The sequence below is a fragment of the Clostridium sp. CM028 genome, assembly GCF_030585565.1.
GTDB lineage: Bacteria > Bacillota > Clostridia > Clostridiales > Clostridiaceae > Clostridium_AD > Clostridium_AD estertheticum_B.
This window is the reverse complement of the sequence record NZ_CP077766.1, coordinates 1,011,542-1,036,085: the sequence shown is the minus strand read 5'-3', so window position 1 is coordinate 1,036,085 and position 24,544 is coordinate 1,011,542. Positions and strand designations below refer to the sequence as shown.

The window sequence follows — 24,544 nt, the reverse complement described above, 5'->3', positions numbered from 1 at the left end:
TTTTTTTGCATTAAATTTCAGGTTTATTGCTATAAAAATTAATGTAATTGCTGATTGTAATAAATAGCTAAAAATCTTATAATGATGAAAGGCGATTAGATATGAATATAAAAGCAAGAGAAAAGTTTTTGGAATTCCATTAGTTCATATTAATATTGGACTAGGAATTTATGAAGCAAAAGGAATTATTGCAATGGGAAATATTTCAAGGGGATTAATATCATTAGGAATAGTTTCGCTAGGCATGTTAAGTTTTGGGGTTGTAGCGATAGGGCTGATAAGTATAGCTATAGGTATTTTAGGTGCTCTAGGGGGAATTGCCATTGGTACTATTGCCATAGGGGGAGTAGCAATGGGAGTAATTACCCTTGGAGGGTTATCCATTGGAATGTATTCAGTAGGTGGTTGTTCAATTGCATCAGAAATAGCAATAGGTAATTATGCAAGGGGACATATAGCAATAGGAAGTAGTGCCAATGGGGTGAGAACTATTATTGATACATCATCTAATGGTAATTTTGCCAATATTACAGCTGCGCAGATAGAAAATTTAATCAAAGAAGAGTATCCAAAATTATGGGATCCTATTGTACATTTTATGACAATGTTTTTATAGGGAGGATACTCAGGGAGAAAATTTGTTTAACATAATGATAAGTAGATCTTTTCAACAATATTAATTAGCCTGTATTTGCAATATATATGTGAATACAGGTTAATTTTTTGAGTATCTGGAAACAAATAATTACTTCAATTATTATTTACAACGTAACAATGTTATGTTACACTAAATGTATAATAAAAAAACAATATTGTTAAATAACCTCAAAGCATAAAAGGAGTGGCAATATGGATAAAGAGTTAATAACGAAAAAAGAGTTGCTAGAAGTCACGAATGTTTCCTATGGGCAGTTGTATAGATGGAAAAGGAAAAGTCTTATACCAGAAGAATGGTTTATAAAAAAATCTAGCTATACAGGTCAAGAAACCTATTTCCCAAGGGAGGAAATATTAGATAGAATAGAAAAAATTATTAATATGAAAGGGGATGCATCATTAGATGACCTGGCACAAATGTTTTCACCACAGTTAGCGGATGTGTTTTTAAATGAGAGCGAGTTATTAAAAAAGAAGATTGTTACGAAGCAGACATTAACAATGTATAAAAACATCTATGGAGAAATAAAAACATTTTCTTTTAAAAAAATCTTATATATTTCACTATTAGAAAAGAGCTTAGTATCTGGTAATGTATCTTTAGAAGAAAGTAAACTTATAATAGAGACTTTAGAAGGAAATTATAAGTCGTTAGAAGGTAAAAATTGCGAGATGATTTTTTTAAGAAAATTTGGGATGGCGCTATGTTTTTTAATTACTGTTCCTAATGAGGTTTATATAGAAAAAGATGCAAAAATAGTATTAAGGCTTAATATTTCACAGTGCATCGAGGATCTTAAAATTAAAATTTAACGACATTTCAGCTCCGCAGGAGATGATTTAATATAGAAAAATATGGGAGGTTTAATATGGAAAAGATGAATAATAATGATATAAAAATAAACGGCTCAGGAAGTTCAGGTGGTGGAAAATATAATAGTGTAATTATAAGTGGGTCAGGAAAAATTAACGGTGATTTAGAGTGCATAGACTTTAAAACTAGTGGTTCATCAAAAGTTGCAGGTAAATTAAAAGCAGAAAGTATAAAAATCAGCGGGTCTGCAAAAATTGAAGGTGATGTAGAAGTAGGAGATATAAAGATAAGTGGATCCTCTCATATCGTAGGAAATGTAAAAAGCAAAAGCATAAAAATAAGTGGATCAACTCATATAGAAGGAAGCCTATACGGAGAAGAAGTTAGTGTAGCGGGCTCAGTGAATATAGGGAAAAATTGTGAAACGGAATGTTTTAAGGCTAGTGGTGGTTTTAAAATACAAGGATCATTAAATGCAGGACAAGTAAATGTTAAACTAGGTGGGAAATGCATTGTAAAAGAAATTGGTGGCGAGCATATTGAAATAAAAATTAATTTTTTTGACAATTCTTTGGTTAGAAAAGTAATTGATAAAATGTTTAATTCAAGAAGTGAGTTAACCACAGAGCTAATAGAAGGGGATGATATATATATCCAAAACACCAATGTAAAGATAGTAAGAGGAGATAATATTACGGTAGGTGAAGGTTGTAATATAGGGCTTTTAGAATATAAGGGAGAGATTAATATTTCCGATGCGTCCATAGTCAAAGAGGTAAAGAAGCTATAAATGTAATTAAAGTAAAACTTAATTATCTATTGAAGGTGTTTAAAAGTATGTATTTATTGTATAATCATAGGATATTGTCATAAAGTATAAAAGGAGAAATTATGAGTTTAGCTTTTCTAAATATGATTATATATATCATCAGAAATATATTATTAATTAAACAAAATATTTTTTGGTCGAGATTTCTTATAGTGAGGCTTTAAAATCTATTCCCAAAATAGTTATTATAAACCATAGATTAGAAAAATTATTAGTTGAACAATTTATTATTAGTAAGAAACAGTAGTAGGGTTAATCAATAGACGAGGATTAGAAAATTAGTTTTGAAAAAATTTAGAAGATTGGTAGGCGAGTGTTATGAAAAGAGTATTTGCACCGGGATGTGCATTAATGATTTATAAACCAGAGTTAGGTAAAAAAGTACTGGATTTTTTAAATAGTGAGTTAGGAGATATAGATGAATATTTAATTTGTTGTAATCATAAACCTAATTTGGAAAATGGAACACAAATAATAAATGTCTGTGCTGGTTGTGATAGACGGTATAGGGAACTTTATGAAGAAGTAACGACAATTTCACTTTGGGAGATATTAGCTGAGGTAAAAACATTCCCATTCCCAGATTATAAAGGAATGGAAATGACTATACTTGATCCATGTCCTACTCGAGATCAGGAAAGAGTGCATAATGCAGTAAGAGTGCTATTGAAAAAAATGAATATCAATTTGGTAGAACCAGAAAAGACGAGAACAAATGGTACTTGTTGTGGAGATAGCTTTTATGGTGTTCTTTCTGTGGAGCAGGTTAAGGAGCAAATGAAAAAACGTGCTCACGAGATGCCTGCTAGCGATGTTGTTGTTTATTGTGTTTCTTGTTCTAAATCAATGTATATAGGTGGTAAGAAACCGAGGTACTTAGTAGACCTTTTATTTGGAGAGGATACAATACCGGGGACATTTGAACCAGATGATTGGCACGGGCAACTTAATAATTTTATAAATGAACATTAAAAATTTTTTAGTTTCAACAGGTACTATTTTTAAAGTATACTCACGAGGGCAATTATATGCCTTCTTTTTTTATCTCCAATAAGTCCCAAAACAAGCCAAATGGAATATCTGCACGTTTTCTGAATTCGCTTTTATCAAAATTTTATTATACTAAACATATAAGTCATTTAAGCTTGATTGAAGTTAGTTTATTTGACAAAGTCATATTTGTAAATTTGTTAATGCTAATTAACGAATTCAATAATACCAAGTATTATTAGCAATATACCTGAAAATAAGGGTGCGTATTTGCCCAAAATTTCACCTAATACATGATTACCTACGGCCTCACCAAATATAATTGTAAGAATACTTAATATAAATGTAGATATGACTGTAAGTTGAATATTAACTCCGGTTATACTTGCAGCTACTCCGGTTCCTAAATTGTTAAAGGTTAATCCGAATGCTACAATGAGAGCTTCTTTCATATTTATATCGCCAGAGTTATCTAAATCTGATTCTTCAGCATAATCAATCATTTCACTAATGTTTTTCAAGGCAAGTGCCTTTGAATTAGTCTTATTTAAAAGATTTACTATACTTTGGATTATAAAATATACTCCCAATATAATAATAACTATAGCACCTAAACCATTAGCTATTGAGTGAGGTAAAAATTTTGATATATATGCTCCAATTAACATAGATAAAAGTGTTCCTACGGATGTTACAATGGCTATTATAAGATTTGCAATTATACCTATTTTTACTTTCTTTATTCCGTAAGCTATTCCTACAACAGCGTTATCTAGGTTAGAGGATAAGCTAAATGATAATGCTGATATAATTAATGACATATAGGTTCTCCCTTTTCATTATTTACATTTTAATATATGGGTTATAACCTTATAAGGTGAAGAATTATCTTCAATGGAAAAAGTGTATAACATCAAAAAGGGATATCTGATGAGAAAAACTAATGAGAGTAGTATTAATATATAAAAAAATTAGGATACTATTTATAGTATCCTAATCAATGAGTTTTTGTGTTATCTACTACGTAATGCGTCTATCGGATCCATTTTTGAAGCCTTTAAGGATGGATAAAAGCCTGAAATCATACTTAAAACTACGCAGAATAGTAAAATTAAACCAGCATCTGCAAGTGGCAATTTAGCTACTTCCATATAAGGAGCATTTGCAGAGATATTCTTTAAGAAACCATAAACTGCTGAATTGATGAGTTTAGATGCACCTAAAGTAAATAGTAATCCTATGCCTGCTGATAAGACGCCAATAATAAATGATTCTGCAACGAAAATATTCAAGATATCTTTTTTTCGTGCACCCACGGCGCGGAGAATACCTATTTCCTTAATTCTTTCAAGTACAGAAATATAAACAACTATTGATATCATTAGAGCTGCTACAAGAATTGATATTCCGGAAAATCCCATAAGTGCATAACGCACTTGTTTCATTGCTCCATCAACTTGCGAAGATATAGTTTTACCGGTTAATTCAAATTTGTATTTATCTTGTGAATCATTTAATTTTTGGAGGCTTGCATCTAAGTCTTTAGTATTACTAGAATATAAAACTAAGGAAGGGCTTTCCAAAGTTGTTTTATCTATTTTAAACTCTTTTTCATAAAAATTAATTGCCCAATCACTCGTTGCGTAATAGGTATCAATTAAAGTTGTAGTATTGGCAATTCCGGCGATCTTCCAAGCTTTCACAATGGGTACTTCAGGAATACCACTTTGCTCACTATGTGGATTAGAACCTTGTTTTAAATAGCGAACGTACATATTTTTACCAATTAAGTCCTTGAGATCACCACCATTTTTTTCTAAATCCTTCGCGGTGGAAAGTGAGATAACAATTTCATTTGTGGAACCTGCTTCTGGAAGGCTGCCATATTGAATGTCATTTTTAACATCTTCTAGCACCCCTGGAGCCATCATCATAACCAATTTTTCTCTAGTGGATTGGTCGGACAGTTTAGTCATCAATTTTTCATCTTTAATTATGCTTTGATCTAAAGAATAAAATTGTGCAACAGGAATTCCTTTGCCTCCAATTTGAAAGTAATAGGCATATATATTTTTATCTAAGGACATAACTGAGTTTATATCACTATATTTTAGAGGCTTAATATTTTTTAGAGACTTATCAGTATTTTCTTTTAACCCTACAGTTATTGCATTTGTTGGAAATATGCCTTTAACTTGAGTATCAACTGCATTAGTTGTACCTGAAGTAATAGCTATAGCTAAGGCAATTCCACAAATACCTATAGAAGTACCAATGGCTGTTGCTAGGGTTCTACCTTTTTTAAGCCATGCGTTACGAAGTGATATTTTTAAGGATGATAAAAAGGACATTTTTGATTTTGTTTCTATTTTTTCTATAATAGGCGCAGCGGTTGACACCGAGGCCATATTTTCTTCAATAGAAATTAACTTACCATCTTCCATTTTAACAATTAAATCTGCATAAGCCTTAGCAAGGTCCGGTGCATGGGTAACCATGAGTACTAGTTTATCTTTTGAAATTTCTTTTAATAATTCCATAACTTGCTCACCTGTTTTAACATCTAAGGCGCCAGTTGGTTCATCGGCTAAAATTATTTCTGGATCATTAGCAAGAGCACGGGCAATAGCAACACGTTGGCGCTGTCCACCTGACAGAAGGTTTACTTTCTTCTTCATTTGATTTGATAGTCCAACTTGCTCTAAGAGGCTACATGCTTTTTTCGTTTTATTTTGCTTAGTTATTCCTGATAAATCTAAAGCGAGTTCCACATTTTGGATTGATGTTAGTGAATTAAGCAAGTTAAACTGTTGAAAAATAAAACCCACTGTATTTTTTCTATAAGTGTCTAAATCTTTTTCTCCGGCCTCTTTTAAAGATTTTCCGTTAACAATAACATCACCTTCAAAATCCTTATCCAAAGCTCCTATTAAGTTCATCATTGTTGTTTTTCCGCAACCAGAAGGTCCTACAATTGCCACGAGTTTTCCATTAGGTAAATCAAAAGAAACATCATCTAATGCTATAACCTGGTGCTTACCGATTTTATATGTTTTTCTTAAATTTTTAATTTGTAACATTTACTATTCCTCCTATTCATCACGCAATGCGTCGATAACTTGAATTTTAGTTGCTCTTTTAGATGGAAAGTGTCCCGCTAAAACTGCGACTAATATGCTGATAACAATTAGTCCGGCAATAGTTACAAAGGGAATTTTAATATCTGTAAATGGGATACCGGTTAATGGGATATTTACGATATTATCGGAATGTATATTTAATACATTATTGATTATTCTATTTGCAATTGGTTGTATTATAAAAGCTACTAGAACTCCAGTGACTCCTGCAAAAAGACCAATTAAGGCAGACTCAGCTTGGAAAATACGAGCAATATCTTTATTTCTTGCTCCCACAGCTTTTAAAATACCTATTTCCTTTTTACGCTCAAGTACACTTGAGAAAATTACAATCCCTATTAAAATTGTTGAAACTACGAGTGCTAGTGATATAAATACAATCATAACCGCCTCGGCCAAATTAATTAAAGTTTTGATAGCAGTTTTAACCATAACAATTTGTGAGGTTGCGGAAAAGCCTTTTGTTTCCGTCATTTTATTTCCACCAATACCGCCATTTTCCTTAGCATTAATGTAATTTAATACAGCTTCATTGTTATGAACGTCTTTTATAACCACTTCTGCATTTACTATGCGGTTTTCTTTTCCTATAAAATAGCCATCATTTTTTAGCCATGCATTAACTGCATCATAAGAATAATATGCAGAGGCTGAGCTTAAGGCTATTTCATCCACAACACCGACAACTTCAAAATCCTGTGTATATTTTTTACCTAGAATTTCATCTCCTGTGATTGGATTTGTGGTTTTCTCCTGAATTATTACCTTGAGTTTCTTACCAATGGCTTTTGTATAATCATCTTTATCTGGGTTCATGCCATACATTTCAATTACATTTTTAGCCATATCCTTATTTACTAATAATTCATTCTTATTGTCCTTTGGTACACTACCTTTTAGTGCATGCTCAATGTTTGAAAGATAATTTTCACCAGCTAAGGAGTTAAAGGGAATATCCTTTAATTCTTTACTATTTGCTTCAAAAGAAGTAATATCTTTAACATTTAAGTCTTCTCTAACATTTAATACGTCGGGATTTTTCTTAATGCTGTCATAGACATTTATATTCTTTGGGTAATCAGTTTTTTCAATCGCCGCATCTTTAAACTTCATAGATGCTTGTATTATGTTAGCACTAGCAAAAGAATTTGTTTGAATATCTATGTAATTAGTTGCCCCATTGCTAAGCCCGATAACTAATAAAATACCTGCTATTCCAATTGAACCAGCAATAGTGGTTACGACTATTCGTCCCATTTTCTCTTTAATATTTCTAAGGGATAGTTTTATGGCATTTCCAAAAGACATGCTACCATCTTTCTTTTTTAGCTCTGATTTTAAACTATTTTTTTCAGATTCATTAATTTTCTCGTCTTTTTGAATTTTACCATCTAGAATAGCTACAACGCGGGTAGAGTATTCATATGCGAGTTCTCGGTTGTGAGTAACCATAATAATTAACTTATCACGAGCAACATCTTTAATAAGCTGCATAATTTGAATCCCTGTTTTTTTATCAAGGGCTCCTGTTGGCTCATCTGCTAGTATTATGTCTGGATCATTTGCAAGGGCTCTTGCTATAGCTACACGTTGTTTTTGGCCTCCAGATAATTCACCTGGCTTATGATCCATATGTTTTTCCAGGCCTACCTGTTTAAGTAAGCTTTCTGCACGCTTTATACGATCCTTTTTTGATAGACCGATTAAATTCATAACAATTTCAACATTTTCAAGTGCTGATAAATGTTCAATTAAATTAAAGGATTGAAAAATAAAGCCTATATTGTTTTTACGATATAAATCCCAATTCTTTTTTTTGTATTTTTTAGTTGATTTTCCCTCAATAATTAAATCACCTGAAGTTGGCCTATCGAGGCCAGCGATTATATTTAAAAGTGTGGATTTTCCACAGCCTGACGGTCCGAGAATTGAAACCAATTCCCCTTTTTCAAAATTAAGATTTACAGAGCTAAGAGCGTTGAAACTCTTCTTTTTTTCAATAGTATATTCCTTTGAAAGATTGTTTAATGATAAAAGCATAAATAACTCCTTTCGAATCCATTAGTGTATTTCCATTTTTGAGCTTATACATTTATAATAGCAATTGAATCTTAAATAAGCCCTGTGTTAATCTTAAATCTACCTTAAATCATCCCCTGGGTCGCTGCATTAACAACTTCTGACGGAGCTTTAGATTACCACTTATAGATGTGGAAGACTTCCTTCTGAAATGTCGTTAAATAACAAAGGAACTCCCTCAAGATAGAAACAAATTCTAAAGTGAGATAGTTCCTTTAGTTATTCTAATTTGATGATAAATTTACAGCCTTTTCCTATAGCAGTTTCAAGGCTTATTCGTCCATTATGTTTCTCGATTATAGTCTTAGTAATTGCAAGTCCGAGGCCCGTACCTCCAGTTTGAGAGTTCCTTGCGCTATCCACTCTTTTAAAGGGCTCAAATATTTCAGCGGATAGGTCCAGAGGAATTCCAATTCCATTATCCAGAATTTCTAGTACTACTTTGTTAAAAGAATTCTTTAATAAAATTTTTATTTCTGTACCTCGCTTATTATATTTTAAAGCGTTATTAAGAATGTTAATGAGGGCTCTATCCATTTGTTTCACATCAATAAGAACAACTTTTTTATCGAATGGTATCTCAAAAGAATATTTAAAACCAGCCTCTTCGATTTGAGGTATTAATGAGGCTATAAGCTCTCTTAAATATTCACAAATATCTACGCTTTTAAGATTAAGCTTAAAATCTGAGCTCCCCATTTTAGATAATTCAAATAAATCTCCTATTAAACTATTGGCTCTTGAACTATTATTTATTATAATGCCCAAAAACTTTTCTCTGTCACAGTCCGATATATCCTTGTTATTCATTAGTAAATCAGAGTATCCCATTATATTAGAGAGGGGAGTTTTTAAATCATGAGATATATCTAGTATTAGTTTTCTCCTATTATCTTGAGATTTTTCTTTTAGATTTTTCTCGCTTTCAATTTTTTCTGCCATTATGTTGAAAGCATCTTTAAGCTCCCCAAATTCGTTTGTCGATCTCAAATCAACCCTGGCAGAATAATCACCGCCTGCAATTGTTGTAACTCCACTTAATAATTTTTTTAAAGGTTTTACAAAATTATTAGAGGTTAACCGTGAGTAAATAATAAGCCCAAGGATAAAAGAAGTAATATTAATTAAACCACCTAAAATTAGAATAAATATAAAATTATCTATGGCTCTAGGAATTCCATTTTTATCGAAAAAAATGCCATTAACGAATTGAGTTTTAATAGGAATAACTATTTTTAACCAAAAATCACCGTTGTTATTATAGCGTACATTATAATAATATTCTTCTTGATGCTTGCCGCTATTAATTAAGAATTCACTAAACTCACTCTTAGTATATTGTTCTATATTCTTCGGATTTATTCCCCTTGAAAAAACAACCTTATAATTTTTGTCAATTACCTGAACCCCACCTTTATATTTTAAAACCTGAGAAAAATCTATATTCTCATAGTCATCTCTCATAATTTGAGAAGCTGATAGTTCTGGTATTTCATCATGTTTTATTAATCCCTTAAAGCTTACTGAAATGATTAAGGACACTATAATGAAGATTATTGTAGAAAAAATAAATAGTAATAAATAATTTAACAAAAGCATGTTTGCAACTTTCTTTTTTTTCATACTTTATTCCTTAGCCCTAAGTTGTTTTCCAGCTTATAACCAATTCCTCTTATAGTTTTTAAATACTGAGGATACTTTGGGTTATCTTCAATCTTGTCTCTTAAATGGCTAATATGCACCATGATTGTATTATCATCGCCATCGCAAAAGTAAGCATCTTCCCATACCGCTTCATAAAGTTGCTTTTTTGTATATACTCTTCCTACGTTTTCCATAAAAATTTGAAGTAATTTTAGCTCCTTTGCATTACATTCTAATTGTTTATTATCTTTATATACACTGTAACTATTTTTATCAAAAGTTAAATCTCCTATTTGAATAATTAACTTATCGGGTATTTTTAGCGCCATTTTGTACTTGTAGGATCTTCTTAGTTGCGCATGGACCCTTGCGATTAGTTCAATGGGATTAAAGGGTTTGACCATATAGTCATCAGCACCTAGTCCCAGTCCTAATATTTTATCTGAATCTTCACCTCTTGCAGTTAAAAAAATTACAGGGATTTCACTTGTTTCTCTTATCTTTCTCAGTAAATTGAAACCATCAAGCCCTGGCATCATTACGTCAAGAATAGCTAAATTGATTTCGTTATTCTTAAATATCTCCAAAGCTTTTAACCCGTTTTCTGCATCATATACCGTAAAGGATTCTTTTATAAGGTGTAATTCCAATAGTTGCCTTAAATCCTGATTATCCTCTGCTATTAAAATATTTAAGATGTCCACCTCCATGTCTAAAATTTACTCTTTAACGACAGTCCAGAAGGAAAGTCACCCACTTCTATAAGCGAGAGTACCTACTATAAGTAGGAGTTACTTACCCTAACAAATAGAAAACTTCAGTGGGGGTAAATCTCCTTCTGAAGTCGTTAATATTGCAGCACCGCAGGTGATGATTTAATTATGCCCTAGGGTGTAGAAATTATCAATTAATATTATTAAAATTAATTGTCTCAATCAGAAAGTCGTTGTGCAAACAGTTTTAAATTATTAGTATAACAGTTTTAAATAGCAATATATATGATAAAATAATAGGTATATATAATTTAGAAAGTTAAGGGGGAAGTATAAATGGCTGATCAAAGACTTAACAAACTTGCAAAGCTACTTGTGAATTATTCTACTAAGGTTAAACCAGGTGATTTTGTATTTGTATCTTGTGATGAGGTTGCAAGACCTTGGATGGTAGAGGTAGTAAAGGAAGCTGTGAAGGCAGGTGCTCATGTGGAAACTGTATTAACTTCGCAGGAGGTATCAGAAATAAAACTTAAATATAGCAGTGAGGAGCAGCTTCTTCAAGAAAATCTGCTTTTTAAAACTATGCTTGAAAAGGCAGATGTGTGGATTTCTGCTTGGGGAAGTAGAAACACAAAGACAAACTCAAGAATTGATGCAGATAAATTTAAAATGTATTCCCAAGGGGAAGCAAGCTGGAGAAAAATATATTCTGAGAAGATGGGCAATGGGTCGTTAAGATGGTGTGGCACACAATTTCCTACTTATGCAGATGCTCAGGAAGCTTCAATGAGTTTTAGCGATTATGAGGACTTTGTTTATGGTGCAGGATTACTTGATGCGAAAGATCCAGTAGCAGAATGGAAAAGGATAAGTTCAGAGCAAGAAAGATGGGTTAGATACCTTGATACTAAAAAAGGATTACAGTTTATGTCTGAGGGAACAGACATAAAAGCAAATATAGCAGGAAGAAAGTGGATAAACTGCGATGGAAAAGAAAATTTCCCGGACGGAGAGATATTTACATCACCTGTTGAGGATGGAGTGGATGGAGTAATTACCTTTAGCTTTCCAGGAATATATATGGGCAAAGAAATTGAAGGGATAGTTTTAGAGGTTGAAAAAGGAAAGGTTGTTAAAGGATCAGCCACGAAAGGAGAGGACCTACTTAAGGCACTTCTTGAAACTGATGAAGGAGCGCGCAGCTTTGGTGAGGTAGCTATAGGCACAAACTATGGCATTGTGGATTTTACAAGAAATATGCTTTTTGATGAAAAAATTGGCGGAACGGTGCATATGGCTATTGGAGATTCAATGCCAGAAGCCGGTGGATTAAATAGATCTACTATTCATTGGGATATGCTTTGCAATATGAGAAATGGTGGGAAAATTTATGCTGATGGTGAATTATTCTATGAAAATGGAAGGTTTATAGAAGGCATACTAGAAAAGTATGGCTTATAAGATAAAAGATAGGATTTCCTATCTTTTTTAACTTGAAAATTATAAAAGAAGTATTCACTTCTTTCCATTTAATTGCTCTGCAATAATTCTTGATAAATACTTACCAGTATTTTCTGCTTCGGAAATAGTATTAGTATATGTGCCCATTTCAATTAGTAATGCATTATCACTTCTGTTCTGGTTATAAAAACCAATTCCGCGATTAGCAACAGAAATTTCTAGACCTCTTAAAAGATTAGGGTATAATTTATTTGATATTCCTATCATGGAATTTATTAATTTTTTCTGCTGAGCATATCTAGGGTTTTGCTGTGTAACTACAAACATAAATTGGGCAACATTTGCCCCATTTATTTTGGTTGTTACTGCATTCTTATCATTTACACTATCTCTATGTAAATCAATAATTAAATCAAAATATTCATATACCTTTAAATACTTATCCAAAGTAACACCAGATTTTTTGTAGGCATTATTATAATCCCCTTTATCATGGACAGTCTTATCATGTATAACGGCGATTCCATATTTTTTTTCTAGTTCTTCCTTTATTACATTTCCTACAGCACACACATTTCTTGTTTGATCCGTACTACTATTAGTTTTAGATGTATCCTTATCCGAGGTTCGATAAGCCTCTGAGGTATGAGAATGATATATTAGCACTCGTGGCTTAGCATTATTTAGTTTTTTTTTCAAAGCGGGATTGTCGAGGGTTGCTACCAAATTAGCGTCATCACCTTTAGTTGAGAACTTGATTACTTGCTTATCCACTAATTTAAAGGGGTTTATAATAAATGTATTTGAATTTTTTTCTCCAGTGTTCTCAGCATTTACATCAGTGCTAACTTCACTTTTATCCAAATAGGAAACTTCTTTTGTTACTATTGATATAAGGTTGGAAATGTCTATTCGTAAAAGTGATAAAACTGTATATTCAATTTCACTGTTAACATCCTTATTTCCATTGTTTGGAGAATTAATTAAAGCAAATGTATTATTGATAGCCTTAACATAAAAATAATTTTGCAGATTTCCTTCATTGCTTGCATTAGCACTTTTAGGTAAAATTAAGCCTAATAAAAAGATGATGAGTACTGTGAAAATACTTAAAAAAATACTCCTATTACCATCTTTTTTAACACCTTTCCACCTCATATTTATACCCCCACTACATTTTTATTTAATAATCTGTTTTAGAATAGCACCCAGGTGATGATTTAACTGTAGTGGGTTTCCACTAGGTTTTATCCTTTAGTTTTAGTATAATATTAATTGAGTTAATTTATTTATATTCTAATATATATTTAAACGAATCTATTAGTTGGATGAAACCTTTTGAGTATTCTTTAATGCTGAAACAAGTGCATTTACACAAGTTTCAATATCGCTGTCGCTGGATATATTATTTCCAAACTCAACAAGTGTCGAATTGTTAGATAAATCTTGGTTAAAATAAGAGACTCCAAATTGATAAAAGTTTATTTCGGATTTAACATCTTTTGAATTCTTAATGTTTCCTAACAAACTATCAACAAATTTTTTATTTGCTTTATAATGTGGACTACTTTTGGCGAGCACAAATAGCATCTTTCTCGTATCAGATTTTTCATTTTCTATTACATTGGAGTGTATGTCTAATAAAATAGTATTTGAATAATGTTTTACATATTTTGTTATTAAATCGCGTGTAGTTTGATATGATTTATTATAGTCTGCCTGTGGATCAGACTTTACAAAATGGCTATTAAAACCTTCTTTTACAAGTTTATTGCTCAATAAAGCACCCACATCAGATACTTTCATTCCAGAGGGATAAGCTTCATCAGCGTGACTATTGTAAATTACTATGTCAGCTGAAAATGGTACTATAGAATCGGTATTATCACTTGTTGATTTTTTTATAATAGCTGCTGAGGCTGTATTTGGTGTGTTTTTAACTGTACTTTTAGAAGTTATTACTGGTGTTTTTACTTGCAATGTTGTAGCTTTAACAATATTTTTATCAGAGATTATGTTTGAAGTGTTTATGGCAATACCGAGTCCTCCTATAATAACGAAAACGACCGTCCCAAGTAATATACCTTTGAAATTTATCTTCCTATACTTTGAAATCATAATAATCCTCCTTTTTATTTCAAAACTATTTAAAATCATTGAAGTAGTTCCTATAAGTCTATTGCTTTTGCCAGCCAGCTCCAATACTTTTATTATTGTATTTCCATATTGCAGGTTTTCGCTAGCTCCTAAATAAGAAATAACCTGACCATCGCAGGAAATTTCACAGTCTTCTCTCATTTTATGAAAAGCATAGAGCAAGAGAGGATTAAACCAGTAAATTATGGACAATAAAGTAATAGCATAATTTATAAATATATCCTTGTTTTTCAAATGGGTTAATTCATGCATTATAATATATTTAAATTCTTCATCACCAATATTGGCGGCTACACTGACTGGAATTAATATCTTTGGTTTAATCAATCCACACAAAGAAGGGCTATTTATTTTTTGCGAATATGATAATTCTACCTCAGTTCTTATATTCATAGCTTTCTTGCATTTATTTAGAATTTCTCTATGTGTGCTGTTTATATTTTTTATAGACGTTCCAACAATATCCTTTAATTTTTTATATCCTGTAACTAATATCGCTATTGATAATGAGGTGCCCAATATCCATATAAAACAAAACACTTTTTCAATATTAACTTTGTGGTTTAAAGGAATACGGTTAGCCTTACTAATTACACTTTTATTTGAAGGGTGCATCGCACTTATTGATATTGGATTGCTTAAAGTTGCATTTGTAAGTTCTTTTGAAGAATTACTTTGTGTTATTTGTGTAGATTTATTTGTAGTACCCTGTACATGAAAATTTTCATATAAATTAGAGATATTTAAAGGGGTTTGTGGCCCAAATGGAATTATTAATTTTATAATTAATATTAACCATATATAATAGTGGAAAGTAAAATTTAGTTTATTTCTAAATATTCCTTTGAAAATTAATATCATTAGTACAATTATGCTACCAATTAAAGATGAAAGTACAATCATCTCAAAAATATTTAAAAAATCCACACGCATCAACCTTCCCTTTTACTTGATTGGTTTAGTATATTTTTTAACTCATCTATATCTGTTTCAGATATTTCTTCTGATTGGGCAAAAGTTAAGAGCATAGATTTGATAGAGCCATTAAATACCCTATTAATAAAGGAGTGGCTTTCAGATTTTTTACATTCATCTTCTGATATTAAAGGGAAATATAAATATTCATAACCTAATTTAGTAAATCCAATTGCATTTTTAGTTAATAGTCTGTTTATCAGACTTTTAACTGTAGCTGGTTTCCAATCGGATTTATCCTTTAATTCTTGTATAATATTGGTTGATGAAATTTCAGAATTAATCCATATTATTTTCATTATTTCCCATTCAGCATTTGATATCTTGGGAATTTTACACATTCCATATCACCTCATTTCAATTACAACTGTAATTTGTATTATTCTATACTATATTCCTCTAAATGATAATTATTACATTTCTATTTAAATAGAACTAAGGAGTAAACCAATAAAGATTTATGATATTATAAATTATGCTTGAATGGAATTTTCTAAAAGTAATAATAAATTTAAAATGAGGAGAAATTTAAGATGAAATATTGAGAAAGCTAAGAGCATAAAAAATAATATTCCGAAAGATATTATGGAGAGTATTGTTGAAAGCAGGGATGCAACGAGTGAAAGAAATCAAAGCATAAGGACAATTAATGACTTCAAAAAAGAGTTTCTTTATAAATATGAAAACTTAAAAAATACCCCGGATTATATAGAAGTAGATGAATCAAAAAAAGGAATTTCGGTAGATGGAGAAAAGGCTATAGAGGATATAGAATATATTTTTAAAGAATTGAAGTATGGATATGCTGGTTATAAATATTTTGGAGGAGATGAAAAGTTTCTAAAAGCAAAAGAAAATATTTTAATAGAATTTAAGAAGTTGCAGAAAAAGAATGGCAGAATTGAATGTAACGAATTAGAAAAAGTTATGTGTGAGAATTTAGATTTTATTCAAGATGGGCATTTTTCTATAGGGGGTGGCAGAACATGTAAGGAGTCTATTATGTACACTACTGAAAAATACGAAGTTATAAAAAAGGATAACTCTTATTTTTTGAAATTGAATAACGATATGAAAGGTATTGTTACTATAAATAAAGAGGAGCCTGAAAAATACATTAAGCCTTCTATAGATGAAAATGGAAATATTGTATATAGATTATGTAGATTATATAAGAGTAATGAAGATATGTTATCAATTGACCTAAAATTTAAAGATGGTAATAAGGACAATAATATAAGTATTAACTTAGAGAATACATCAAAAAATTACGTGCATAAAGGAAGTAATAATAGTTATAAATATGAAGAAGTTTATAAAATACCAGTAATTGATTTAAATTCTTTTGAACTATCTGAAAAACTTGAAAAATTTGTGGAAGATGGTAAAAAAATATCTAAGAAAGATTTAGTTATAATTGATTTAAGAGGGAATTACGGCGGGAATGAAATATATGCTTTCGATTGGATTAAAAATTTTACAAATCAAGAGTACAAATCACCGGGCTTTAGTTCAACGCTACTTACTAAAAATTCAAAAGATGCATTGCTTTACAACGGTAAAAAAATGGTGGGACCAAAGGATTATCCTAAATTTGAACAGCAACTTAATGATATGTATAAAAATAAGAAAAGTTATCTTAAATATATCGGTTGGTCAGAAGTAGGACATGATGATTCAACTCATATTAATAATGAAAAGATAATTTTTGTTTTAATGGATAAGAATACAGCTTCAGCAGGTGAAAGCTTTGTAAAGGCATTAAAAAGTTGTAGTAACACATTTTTTATAGGTACAAACACAAGTGGGATGTCAAATATAGGGGATGTGGGATATTATGTTCTACCAAATTCTAAGATCGATATTTTTTTTGGAAATACTCTTTTTGTAGATAATGATTTAGAATGGAGAGATGGATTAGGAGTTTTACCTGACTTCTGGGTTAATTCTAAAGATGAGGAATATAGATTACTTAAATTCATAAAGAATTACTCAGAAGGCAGTATCAAAAAGGATGTGCAGAAATAAGCGGAAATCAGGATAATGATATTAATATAAAACTGTCTAGATTAACTTTATAGTTGATTTAGACAGTTTTTCTCTAATCTCATCAGTAAGGTCCGAACTCGTAATTATAACATCTATATCATCTAAAGTAGCAAATTTATAGGTGCCATCAACATTAAATTTTTCTTTTTCTACAAGTAAAAATACTTCTTTACTATTAGAGACTATAATTTCTTTAACATTACCATCTTCTAATGTAACAGTACCTACGCTATTTGTAATTAAGTTTATTCCAGAACTCCCCACAAAACCTTTATTAAAGGTATATTTAGATATACTCTTAGTTGCCTCTGAACCAAAAACCCCACCAGATTTATTATTATATACTCCACCTATACATATTAGCTTAACGGTTTCATTATCATTAAAAAGGGGTGGTATTAGTGACATATTAGTTATTAAAGTTAAATTTTTAGTACTATTAGATATTAATTTAGCTAACAAAAAGTTGATACTTGAGGTATCTAAAAAAATCACATCTCCATTCTCTATAAGGGAAAAAGCTTTTTGAGATATTAACTCTTTGCTATTTAAGTTTACGTTCATTCTAGTAGTTATAGAGCTGTTTTTAGAAATCTTTCTATTTAGGATAGCTCCACCATAGGTCCTTTGAAGGGCCTCAGATTTTTCTAGTCTTTGTAGATCCTTTCTTATCATACCTTCTGAAACATTAAATCGTTCACTTAGTTCTTTAACTTTTATTCTACCGGTTTCATTAAGTATACTTAAGATTTGTTCTAGTCTTTCTTCAGTAAACATTTAAGCACCTCATCAATTATTATCATTTAGTGTTGTTGCTGATTAATATTATAACATTATTATCTAAACTTACAAAATATATTGAATAAAAACTTTAAATAGTATACAATGATAACAAACAATAGAAAACAGCTTAAATTAATTAACAGAAATATTTAAAAGATGTTATAATTTAGCGTGATAAGGTAATGCTTAGCGTGATATTTTATATATTAAGACATTTGAAAAAAAGCTAGCCATGTTAATGGTTAGCTTTTTTATGCATATAGTCACAATGCATAGGCAATATTATAGGATGCTCCGTAACTGTAGTTTTTGTAGCTCCTCTATACAATTTATAAATAGGAGAGCTGTTGAATTAATATATGAATATTTAAAAATTAAAACAAAAAAATCATATAACCATCTTACTGCTCCATTTACCACACCTATCTCCAAAACAGCCTACAGTTTTTTCACCATCTTTTATTTCAATTACTTCACAATTGTTACCACAACCATTGCACTCTATATTTCGAGGGGCAAAATCATTGAAAGCTACTTCAAACCCTTTGAAATTTGTTTTTCCTGTCTTCATAACTGCTTCATTTGCAAGTACTGCCGCTCCAATAGCACCCATTACATCGTAGTGCTCTGGAACATGAATCTCAGTGCCTAAGGCTTTTTCAAAAGCTACTTTAATGCCTATATTCGCTGCAACTCCACCTTGAAAAAATATTTTTGATCGAATTTGTTTTCCTTTCCCTACATTGCTTAGATAATTCCTAACCATTGCCTCACAAAGACCTCCTATTATATCGTCCTCATTATATCCAAGCTGTTGCTTATGTATCATGTCAGATTCCGCAAAAACAGCACATCTCCCAGCTATTCTTACAGGTGATTTTGACTTTAATGCATACTCTCCAAAATCTTCAATAGGTATCTCTAGCCTTTCCGCCTGCCTATCAATAAAAGAACCTGTGCCTGCTGCGCAAACCGTATTCATTGCAAAATCTGTCACTATGCCATTTTTTAATAGTATTATCTTTGAATCTTGACCTCCAATTTCTAATATAGTACTTACATCTTTATCAATTTCGAGTGCTGCCACTGCATGAGCAGTAATTTCATTTTTTACTATGTCAGCGCCTATTAAAAAAGAAGCCATATGTCTTCCGCTACCCGTAGTTCCAACTGAGCTTATTTGCTTACTATCGTATTTTTCACTTAGAATTTTAAGTCCATCTTGGATTGCTTTTATAGGTTTACCTTTTGTTCTTAAATATAATTTTTCAATAACTTTTAATGTATTATCTAATAGTACAATATTAGTACTTACAGATCCCACATCAACTCCCATATAGTACATTGTTTTTCCTCCTCTCTAACATATCTACAAATGCTTCTATTCTAGTAATATACCCTGCCTCTCCAGTCATTTCATCTACTATCAAAGTCATTATCGGAAAATCTTTATCATTTGAAATTGCAGTCAAAATTGATTTTGATACAATTTCTGGCATACATCCCATAGGAAAAATTTGAATGGCTCCATCAAAATTCTCTTTTTCAGCAAGGAGTACTTCTCCTATGCACTCTCTAGCGTGCCCACCGATATAATATGGGAGATATTCTCTAGAAGCTCTCCTTATGTCAATTGAGTTAAGCTTTAAAGGGCGAAGTGCTGTATCTTTAATCCACCAACTAGGAGTAAGCATTCGTTTAGTGGCGACCCCATAATCCATAAGTTTATCTTCTATATAAAGATTAGAAAAGGGTTCAATTATAGTATAAATTTCACCGATAATTGCAATTTTTACTGGGGACTTATGTTTATTAATAGGAATCTCGTTTATTTTATTTTTATATTCTTTTAGAATATTCACCATCTGTGATGGCGAACTTGCTTTCGAAGCATTAAGGGTACATTCTTTTAAAAGGCCCTTAAATTCTCCTTTGGTTACCTCGAATCCTGTTAAATAATGTGCTTTACTTTCAATTTTTTCTATTAGCTCAATTACATTATAGGCTACCTTTAACGCTCTAATTTTTTGAGATTTACCTAATGGGCTATTACCCGTGATATTGGATAGGCGATTTAAGAATTCTTCTTTACCTATGTCAAAAGGGCTATCAACTACGATAAAAGTCAAATCGTGTCCTAATTTCTTTAGCGCATTCATCTGTAATTCACAGTACTCGCCAAATCTACAGGGACCACAGCTTCCAGGGATAATTATGGTATCCGCTCCAAGATCTATACTCTGTAAATAATTGCCCATCATAATTTTATAAGGTAAGCACATTTCTTCTGGAGAAAACTTTGAACCGAGCTCTAACGCCTCGTTACTACTAAATGGTGGAACTATGCATTCTATACCCAGTCCATCAAATAGTGCTTTAGCTGCAAGATATGTGTTGCCTAAATGTGGAAATGTTATCTTCATTATTATTTTTCCTTTCAATCATATCAATAAAGGCCTCAAGCCTTGTGTCTAGGCCGCCTTCACCAGTATGTTCATCAACTTTTAAAACTAAAAGAGGGAAATCTCCAATTTTTTCTTTAATAAGTTCTAGTACAACAGAGTCTATTCCACAAGCAAAGGATGATATGTATATTGCTCCATCTATTTCATTATTTTTAGCTATACTAGTTGTAAATCCATAAGAATTTGCAGCAAAAGTCCAAAAGGGCCTTTTAAAAAGAGTTTTTACTTCTGCCTTAATTTGTTCCTCCGCCATATATTCCTCTGTTATAACTCCTACACCTAGTTTGTTTAATTTTTTTACTATATTCATATTAATGAAAGTATCGTAAAGATTATATGGATGTCCTACTAAAGCAACATTTTTTTTTAAGCCTTCATCTTTAATCCCAAATTTAAAATTCCTCTGTGTTTCTAAGGCTTTGTTAAATGCAACGCTTACCTTGCTATTATCTTTCGTAATCATTCGAGCTAGTTTTTTACACCAACAATATAATTCTTTCTCATTAGTTGCATATATAGGTTCTGTCATTACCTTTGGCAAATTGGGTATGCTATACATTATCATTTCTGGAAGTCCACAAAACTTAGGGCATATAAATTCGCGTGCGCGGACCCTCATAATTCTAGGTATTATTAGTAAATCACATCTGTCCTTTATATCTAGTATGTGTCCATGAAATATCTTTATGGGCAAACAAGCCTCGTCTACACAGTATTTAACCCCTCCATTTAAAATGTTTTTGTTTGTATCAGCAGATGTAATTACTTCTGCACCTAATTCAATTAAAAACTTTTCTATAAAAGGAAAGTATTTATAATATAATAAGCCTTTAGGAATACCAACTTTCATAATTTCCTCCTTACATCCTTTTTTACTAGCACTTTTTAATTCTGAACTATTAAGCTGAAAAGTATTCGTAAAATATAAAAAAACTGGATTTAGTATCCATGATTTAGCGACATTTCAGCTTCGAGGGTGATGATTTAATATTATTTATATATGACATAAAATTCCGAAAAATGCATTGGATTTTTATCGTTGTCGTATTATGGTATAATAAAATAATACTCCAAAGGAAGTACGGGATTTAATTTTAGGGTGAAGCTTTATGTGAAATTAAGGTGCCTATACCCTAACCTGTCAACTAACCTGGGAGGAAAAAGGAGTGGAAATAATGACCAAATTTAAAAGTCTTAAATCTATTTTATTAACAACAACATTAACAATTGGTGTATCAATGCTTACATCACAAAATATATTTGCAGCTACATCAACAACTAAAACTTATACTGTTAAAAGTGGGGATTGCCTATCTTCAATAGCGATGAAGTACGGACAATCATTAAATAACTTAAGGAAAGCTAATAACAAATGGAACGATTCTATTTTTCCGGGTCAAGTTCTTAAGATTTCAGGAGGAGATAGTGCTACGGTGAAACAAACAACACAAACGAAGAGTGATTCACTTAAGACTTATACTGTTAAAAGTGGGGATTGCTTATCTTCAATAGCGAAAAAGTGTGGACAATCATTAAATGATTTAAGGAAAGATAATAACAAATGGAATGATTCCATTTTCCCAGGACAGGTTCTTAAGATTTCAGGAGGTACTAGTTCTACTGCAGCGCAAACATCGCAAACAAAATCTACGGCAATAAAATATACAGATAGCGATTTGAACTTGCTAGCTAGATTAATAACCGCTGAAGCAGGAGGAGAAAGTTATGAGGCTCAGGTTGCTGTAGGCGCAATAGTTGTAAATAGAGTTAAGAGCAGTTATTTCCCAAATTCAATCAAGGCTGTTATTAATGAAAATACAAATGGGCGTTATCAATTCACCCCGGTATTAAATGGTAACATTAATAGACCTGCAGAGGCAAGTGGAATGAAGGCTGCAATGGAATCACTTAATGGAAATGATCCAACAAATAAAGCTTTGTTTTTTTACAGTGGAGCTACTCCCAAAGGATTGACTGAGCCACAACCAGTTTCCAGAATAATAGGTAATATGACATTTGTACAATTGATAAAAAAGTAAAGTATTACTTTAGTGAAATGTGTAAAATAAAAGTATAATACGACAATACATAATAGTAATATAATTCATTGGCACTTGTAGAAAATTTACAGGTGCTTTTCTAATGGCTAATAATGGAGCTATTAATTCTTATGGATTACACAGTTATTAAAAGTCTATAAGTCAGTAATTATTAAATTTCAGAACTTAATTAAAATCTTTTTTAAGTGGAATTAGTTGTTGAATTTTTTGATTATGCCGCATTCATACAAGTTAGAAAATATTGTTTTAATAATGGCATAAATAGGGACAACAGCAAAGGCAGCCAATGGTCCACCTACTGCAACTGCACCTATTACTAAGAAGATGTCAGTTAGAGGGTGAATTTTCATTGCATGAGACATAATTGCAGGCACAACAACCCTTCCTTTTAAAGTTTGTACAATGATGAATACAATAATAAGTTTTACTATCATGAGAAATCCCATGCTTAAAGCAATGATAGAGGGAATAATCATGGAAATAAAAAAACCTATAAAAGGAATAAAAGCCAAAATAAAAGTTATTGAGGAGAAAAGTAGAGCATTGGGAATGCCTATTATTTTGTAGGCAATAAATATCATAATGGATAAAGAAAGAGCTACTTTTGCTTGACCTGTAACATAAGCATCCAATACCTTATTGCTCTCAGAAAGAATTTTCAGAACAAGTTTTCCATACTTTTTAGGGGTTATGCACATGATTTTATCTTTAAATTTACAACCATCTTTAAGCAAAAAAAATAATATTATTAACACAAGAAATAGAGTTGAAAATGTGTGCATTGCATACTTTACTGCAAACATAAGGGTTTGACCCAAATTATGCGTATAAGTATTAGCTATATTGGCAAATGTTTTATATATCTTAGGGGGTATATAGTTATTAATTTTATTCATTATTTGATTAACAGGGTCTTGGCTTTTCATAAAATTGGTTAGTTCTTCTATTGTTCCATTAAACTGAATTGCAATATAATTACTAAAAAAGGTTATAGCACCTGTGCCAATAGATACTCCAAGGATTAATGTTAATAGAGCTGAGGTACTTGGTTTTAAACCATTTTTCATGAAAATTGTATTTAATGGGTTCATAATATAAAACAAAAACACAGAAAATATAAAAGGAGTTAAAAATGATTTAAAAAGTATAATTATAATTTTATGAACAAAGAACATCTTACTGAAAAGAAGTATGGCCAAAAAAATTAAATTAATAATCAGCAAATTTTTTAGTATGTTATTTTTAAGCATAGTCATACACTTCCTTTGATTTACTCCATATAATATAGTTTGAGCATGTAGCTATATACTTATTCATTGCTAACAAATAGATATATCTAAACATTAACGTCTTTGTCTTTCTTCTTTTAATGTTTTGTCGCATAATAAATATTTTTGTAGATATAATAATAAAAGATAGTTTATTAAATCAAACAAAAGGGGAGATGAAATTATGAAAAACAAACCAGATGACAGGAGAGATAATGTAGATAAAATTCAGGAGAATATTGATAATTCTATTGAAAATTTTAACCTTGCTGAAGAAGCTATTGAAAAAACAGATGATGAAAAAATTATAAATTCACTAGAGGAAAAGAATGAGAGAAGAAAAGAAGCTATTACAGGCATGAGAACAGAAATTAGAGAAGAGGCAATAGATAAAAAAAACGGATATAGATAGAGTAAGAATACAATAATCAGAAACGGTATAGCAATATTTAGCTAT

At 31.1% G+C, this 24,544-nt stretch carries 21 protein-coding genes; 8 read left to right on the top strand and 13 right to left on the bottom strand.

The features are described from left to right. Nucleotides 1–193: 193 nt before the first annotated feature. The 4 genes from KTC94_RS04910 (at nucleotide 194) to KTC94_RS04895 (ending at nucleotide 3,272) form a co-directional block, all read left to right on the top strand. Nucleotides 194–616: a hypothetical protein gene (locus KTC94_RS04910; RefSeq protein WP_216302992.1), complete on the top strand. Its 423-nt coding sequence runs from the start codon at nucleotides 194–196 to the stop codon at nucleotides 614–616. Between the two features lie 233 nt (nucleotides 617–849). Continuing rightward, nucleotides 850–1,470, top strand: coding sequence for a YhbD family protein (locus tag KTC94_RS04905; protein WP_216302993.1), 621 nt, complete (start codon nucleotides 850–852; stop codon nucleotides 1,468–1,470). Between the two features lie 56 nt (nucleotides 1,471–1,526). Next, entirely contained in the window at nucleotides 1,527–2,261 is a 735-nt protein-coding gene (locus KTC94_RS04900) for a polymer-forming cytoskeletal protein (protein WP_165414459.1), read from the top strand. Nucleotides 2,262–2,618: 357 nt separating this feature from the next. Beyond that, nucleotides 2,619–3,272 (top strand): (Fe-S)-binding protein, encoded by a 654-nt coding sequence (locus KTC94_RS04895; protein WP_216302994.1) that lies wholly within the window; start codon nucleotides 2,619–2,621, stop codon nucleotides 3,270–3,272. Between the two features lie 224 nt (nucleotides 3,273–3,496). Here the strand turns inward: KTC94_RS04895 and KTC94_RS04890 are convergent, their stop codons facing one another. The 5 genes from KTC94_RS04890 to KTC94_RS04870 form a co-directional block, all read right to left on the bottom strand. Next, nucleotides 3,497–4,111 (bottom strand): manganese efflux pump, encoded by a 615-nt coding sequence (locus KTC94_RS04890; RefSeq protein ID WP_216302995.1) that lies wholly within the window; start codon nucleotides 4,109–4,111, stop codon nucleotides 3,497–3,499. A gap of 192 nt (nucleotides 4,112–4,303) precedes the next feature. Continuing rightward, nucleotides 4,304–6,370, bottom strand: coding sequence for an ATP-binding cassette domain-containing protein (locus tag KTC94_RS04885; RefSeq protein WP_220320059.1), 2,067 nt, complete (start codon nucleotides 6,368–6,370; stop codon nucleotides 4,304–4,306). Between the two features lie 12 nt (nucleotides 6,371–6,382). Beyond that, nucleotides 6,383–8,470, bottom strand: coding sequence for an ATP-binding cassette domain-containing protein (locus KTC94_RS04880; RefSeq protein ID WP_220320060.1), 2,088 nt, complete (start codon nucleotides 8,468–8,470; stop codon nucleotides 6,383–6,385). A 258-nt stretch (nucleotides 8,471–8,728) separates the two neighbouring features. Beyond that, nucleotides 8,729–10,132, bottom strand: coding sequence for a cell wall metabolism sensor histidine kinase WalK (locus tag KTC94_RS04875; RefSeq protein ID WP_216302998.1), 1,404 nt, complete (start codon nucleotides 10,130–10,132; stop codon nucleotides 8,729–8,731). After that, the gene (locus KTC94_RS04870; RefSeq protein WP_220320061.1) at nucleotides 10,129–10,863 is read right to left on the bottom strand and encodes a response regulator transcription factor; all 735 of its coding nucleotides are present in this window, start codon (nucleotides 10,861–10,863) and stop codon (nucleotides 10,129–10,131) included. The genes KTC94_RS04875 and KTC94_RS04870 overlap by 4 nt, the downstream gene beginning before the upstream one ends. A 339-nt stretch (nucleotides 10,864–11,202) precedes the next feature. Here KTC94_RS04870 and KTC94_RS04865 point away from each other — a divergent pair, with 339 nt between their 5' ends. After that, entirely contained in the window at nucleotides 11,203–12,330 is a 1,128-nt protein-coding gene (locus KTC94_RS04865; protein WP_220320062.1) for an aminopeptidase, read from the top strand. A gap of 54 nt (nucleotides 12,331–12,384) precedes the next feature. Here the strand turns inward: KTC94_RS04865 and KTC94_RS04860 are convergent, their stop codons facing one another. The 3 genes from KTC94_RS04860 to KTC94_RS04850 all read right to left on the bottom strand — a co-directional run bounded on the left by KTC94_RS04860 (nucleotide 12,385) and on the right by KTC94_RS04850 (nucleotide 15,803). Continuing rightward, nucleotides 12,385–13,488 (bottom strand): stage II sporulation protein P, encoded by a 1,104-nt coding sequence (locus KTC94_RS04860; protein ID WP_220320063.1) that lies wholly within the window; start codon nucleotides 13,486–13,488, stop codon nucleotides 12,385–12,387. Nucleotides 13,489–13,650: 162 nt separating this feature from the next. Then, nucleotides 13,651–15,414, bottom strand: a complete 1,764-nt coding sequence (locus tag KTC94_RS04855) for a M56 family metallopeptidase (protein ID WP_220320064.1) — start codon at nucleotides 15,412–15,414, stop codon at nucleotides 13,651–13,653. A gap of 5 nt (nucleotides 15,415–15,419) precedes the next feature. Further along, entirely contained in the window at nucleotides 15,420–15,803 is a 384-nt protein-coding gene (locus tag KTC94_RS04850; protein WP_216303003.1) for a BlaI/MecI/CopY family transcriptional regulator, read from the bottom strand. Between the two features lie 244 nt (nucleotides 15,804–16,047). On the opposite strand from KTC94_RS04850, the gene KTC94_RS04845 reads away from it, so the two are divergent. Then, a complete protein-coding gene (locus tag KTC94_RS04845) occupies nucleotides 16,048–17,490 on the top strand; it encodes a S41 family peptidase (protein ID WP_220320065.1) in 1,443 nt (480 codons plus the stop codon). Nucleotides 17,491–17,526: 36 nt separating this feature from the next. On the opposite strand, the gene KTC94_RS04840 is transcribed toward KTC94_RS04845, so the two are convergent. The 4 genes from KTC94_RS04840 to KTC94_RS04825 all read right to left on the bottom strand — a co-directional run bounded on the left by KTC94_RS04840 (nucleotide 17,527) and on the right by KTC94_RS04825 (nucleotide 21,609). Next, the gene (locus KTC94_RS04840; protein ID WP_216303005.1) at nucleotides 17,527–18,288 is read right to left on the bottom strand and encodes a DeoR/GlpR family DNA-binding transcription regulator; all 762 of its coding nucleotides are present in this window, start codon (nucleotides 18,286–18,288) and stop codon (nucleotides 17,527–17,529) included. Between the two features lie 394 nt (nucleotides 18,289–18,682). Then, a complete protein-coding gene (locus KTC94_RS04835; protein WP_216303006.1) occupies nucleotides 18,683–19,639 on the bottom strand; it encodes an acyl-CoA dehydratase activase in 957 nt (318 codons plus the stop codon). Further along, on the bottom strand, nucleotides 19,620–20,717 hold the full coding sequence (locus KTC94_RS04830; protein WP_220320066.1) for an acyl-CoA dehydratase activase-related protein: 1,098 nt from the start codon (nucleotides 20,715–20,717) through the stop codon (nucleotides 19,620–19,622). The genes KTC94_RS04835 and KTC94_RS04830 overlap by 20 nt, the downstream gene beginning before the upstream one ends. Beyond that, nucleotides 20,671–21,609, bottom strand: coding sequence for an acyl-CoA dehydratase activase-related protein (locus KTC94_RS04825; RefSeq protein WP_220320067.1), 939 nt, complete (start codon nucleotides 21,607–21,609; stop codon nucleotides 20,671–20,673). The genes KTC94_RS04830 and KTC94_RS04825 overlap by 47 nt, the downstream gene beginning before the upstream one ends. Before the next feature lie 325 nt (nucleotides 21,610–21,934). On the opposite strand from KTC94_RS04825, the gene KTC94_RS04820 reads away from it, so the two are divergent. Further along, nucleotides 21,935–22,798 carry a LysM peptidoglycan-binding domain-containing protein gene (locus KTC94_RS04820; RefSeq protein ID WP_220286971.1) on the top strand — a complete coding sequence of 288 codons (864 nt, stop codon included), beginning with the start codon at nucleotides 21,935–21,937 and terminating at the stop codon, nucleotides 22,796–22,798. A 212-nt stretch (nucleotides 22,799–23,010) separates the two neighbouring features. Here the strand turns inward: KTC94_RS04820 and KTC94_RS04815 are convergent, their stop codons facing one another. After that, a complete protein-coding gene (locus KTC94_RS04815; RefSeq protein WP_258876427.1) occupies nucleotides 23,011–24,069 on the bottom strand; it encodes an AI-2E family transporter in 1,059 nt (352 codons plus the stop codon). Between the two features lie 202 nt (nucleotides 24,070–24,271). On the opposite strand from KTC94_RS04815, the gene tlp reads away from it, so the two are divergent. Next, nucleotides 24,272–24,499, top strand: a complete 228-nt coding sequence (gene tlp, locus KTC94_RS04810; protein ID WP_216303011.1) for a small acid-soluble spore protein Tlp — start codon at nucleotides 24,272–24,274, stop codon at nucleotides 24,497–24,499. Nucleotides 24,500–24,544: the final 45 nt, after the last annotated feature.

Bases quoted from the DNA above. Each gene is read 5' to 3' on its own strand.
- KTC94_RS04910 (WP_216302992.1), top strand. From the start codon at position 194: ATGGGAAATATTTCAAGGGGATTAATATCATTAGGAATAGTTTCGCTA.
- KTC94_RS04905 (WP_216302993.1), top strand. From the start codon at position 850: ATGGATAAAGAGTTAATAACGAAAAAAGAGTTGCTAGAAGTCACGAAT.
- KTC94_RS04900 (WP_165414459.1), top strand. From the start codon at position 1,527: ATGGAAAAGATGAATAATAATGATATAAAAATAAACGGCTCAGGAAGT.
- KTC94_RS04895 (WP_216302994.1), top strand. From the start codon at position 2,619: ATGAAAAGAGTATTTGCACCGGGATGTGCATTAATGATTTATAAACCA.
- KTC94_RS04890 (WP_216302995.1), bottom strand. From the start codon at position 4,111: ATGTCATTAATTATATCAGCATTATCATTTAGCTTATCCTCTAACCTA.
- KTC94_RS04885 (WP_220320059.1), bottom strand. From the start codon at position 6,370: ATGTTACAAATTAAAAATTTAAGAAAAACATATAAAATCGGTAAGCAC.
- KTC94_RS04880 (WP_220320060.1), bottom strand. From the start codon at position 8,470: ATGCTTTTATCATTAAACAATCTTTCAAAGGAATATACTATTGAAAAA.
- KTC94_RS04875 (WP_216302998.1), bottom strand. From the start codon at position 10,132: ATGAAAAAAAAGAAAGTTGCAAACATGCTTTTGTTAAATTATTTATTA.
- KTC94_RS04870 (WP_220320061.1), bottom strand. From the start codon at position 10,863: ATGGAGGTGGACATCTTAAATATTTTAATAGCAGAGGATAATCAGGAT.
- KTC94_RS04865 (WP_220320062.1), top strand. From the start codon at position 11,203: ATGGCTGATCAAAGACTTAACAAACTTGCAAAGCTACTTGTGAATTAT.
- KTC94_RS04860 (WP_220320063.1), bottom strand. From the start codon at position 13,488: ATGAGGTGGAAAGGTGTTAAAAAAGATGGTAATAGGAGTATTTTTTTA.
- KTC94_RS04850 (WP_216303003.1), bottom strand. From the start codon at position 15,803: ATGTGTAAAATTCCCAAGATATCAAATGCTGAATGGGAAATAATGAAA.
- KTC94_RS04845 (WP_220320065.1), top strand. From the start codon at position 16,048: ATGGAGAGTATTGTTGAAAGCAGGGATGCAACGAGTGAAAGAAATCAA.
- KTC94_RS04840 (WP_216303005.1), bottom strand. From the start codon at position 18,288: ATGTTTACTGAAGAAAGACTAGAACAAATCTTAAGTATACTTAATGAA.
- KTC94_RS04835 (WP_216303006.1), bottom strand. From the start codon at position 19,639: ATGTACTATATGGGAGTTGATGTGGGATCTGTAAGTACTAATATTGTA.
- KTC94_RS04830 (WP_220320066.1), bottom strand. From the start codon at position 20,717: ATGAAGATAACATTTCCACATTTAGGCAACACATATCTTGCAGCTAAA.
- KTC94_RS04825 (WP_220320067.1), bottom strand. From the start codon at position 21,609: ATGAAAGTTGGTATTCCTAAAGGCTTATTATATTATAAATACTTTCCT.
- KTC94_RS04820 (WP_220286971.1), top strand. From the start codon at position 21,935: ATGACCAAATTTAAAAGTCTTAAATCTATTTTATTAACAACAACATTA.
- KTC94_RS04815 (WP_258876427.1), bottom strand. From the start codon at position 24,069: ATGCTTAAAAATAACATACTAAAAAATTTGCTGATTATTAATTTAATT.
- tlp (WP_216303011.1), top strand. From the start codon at position 24,272: ATGAAAAACAAACCAGATGACAGGAGAGATAATGTAGATAAAATTCAG.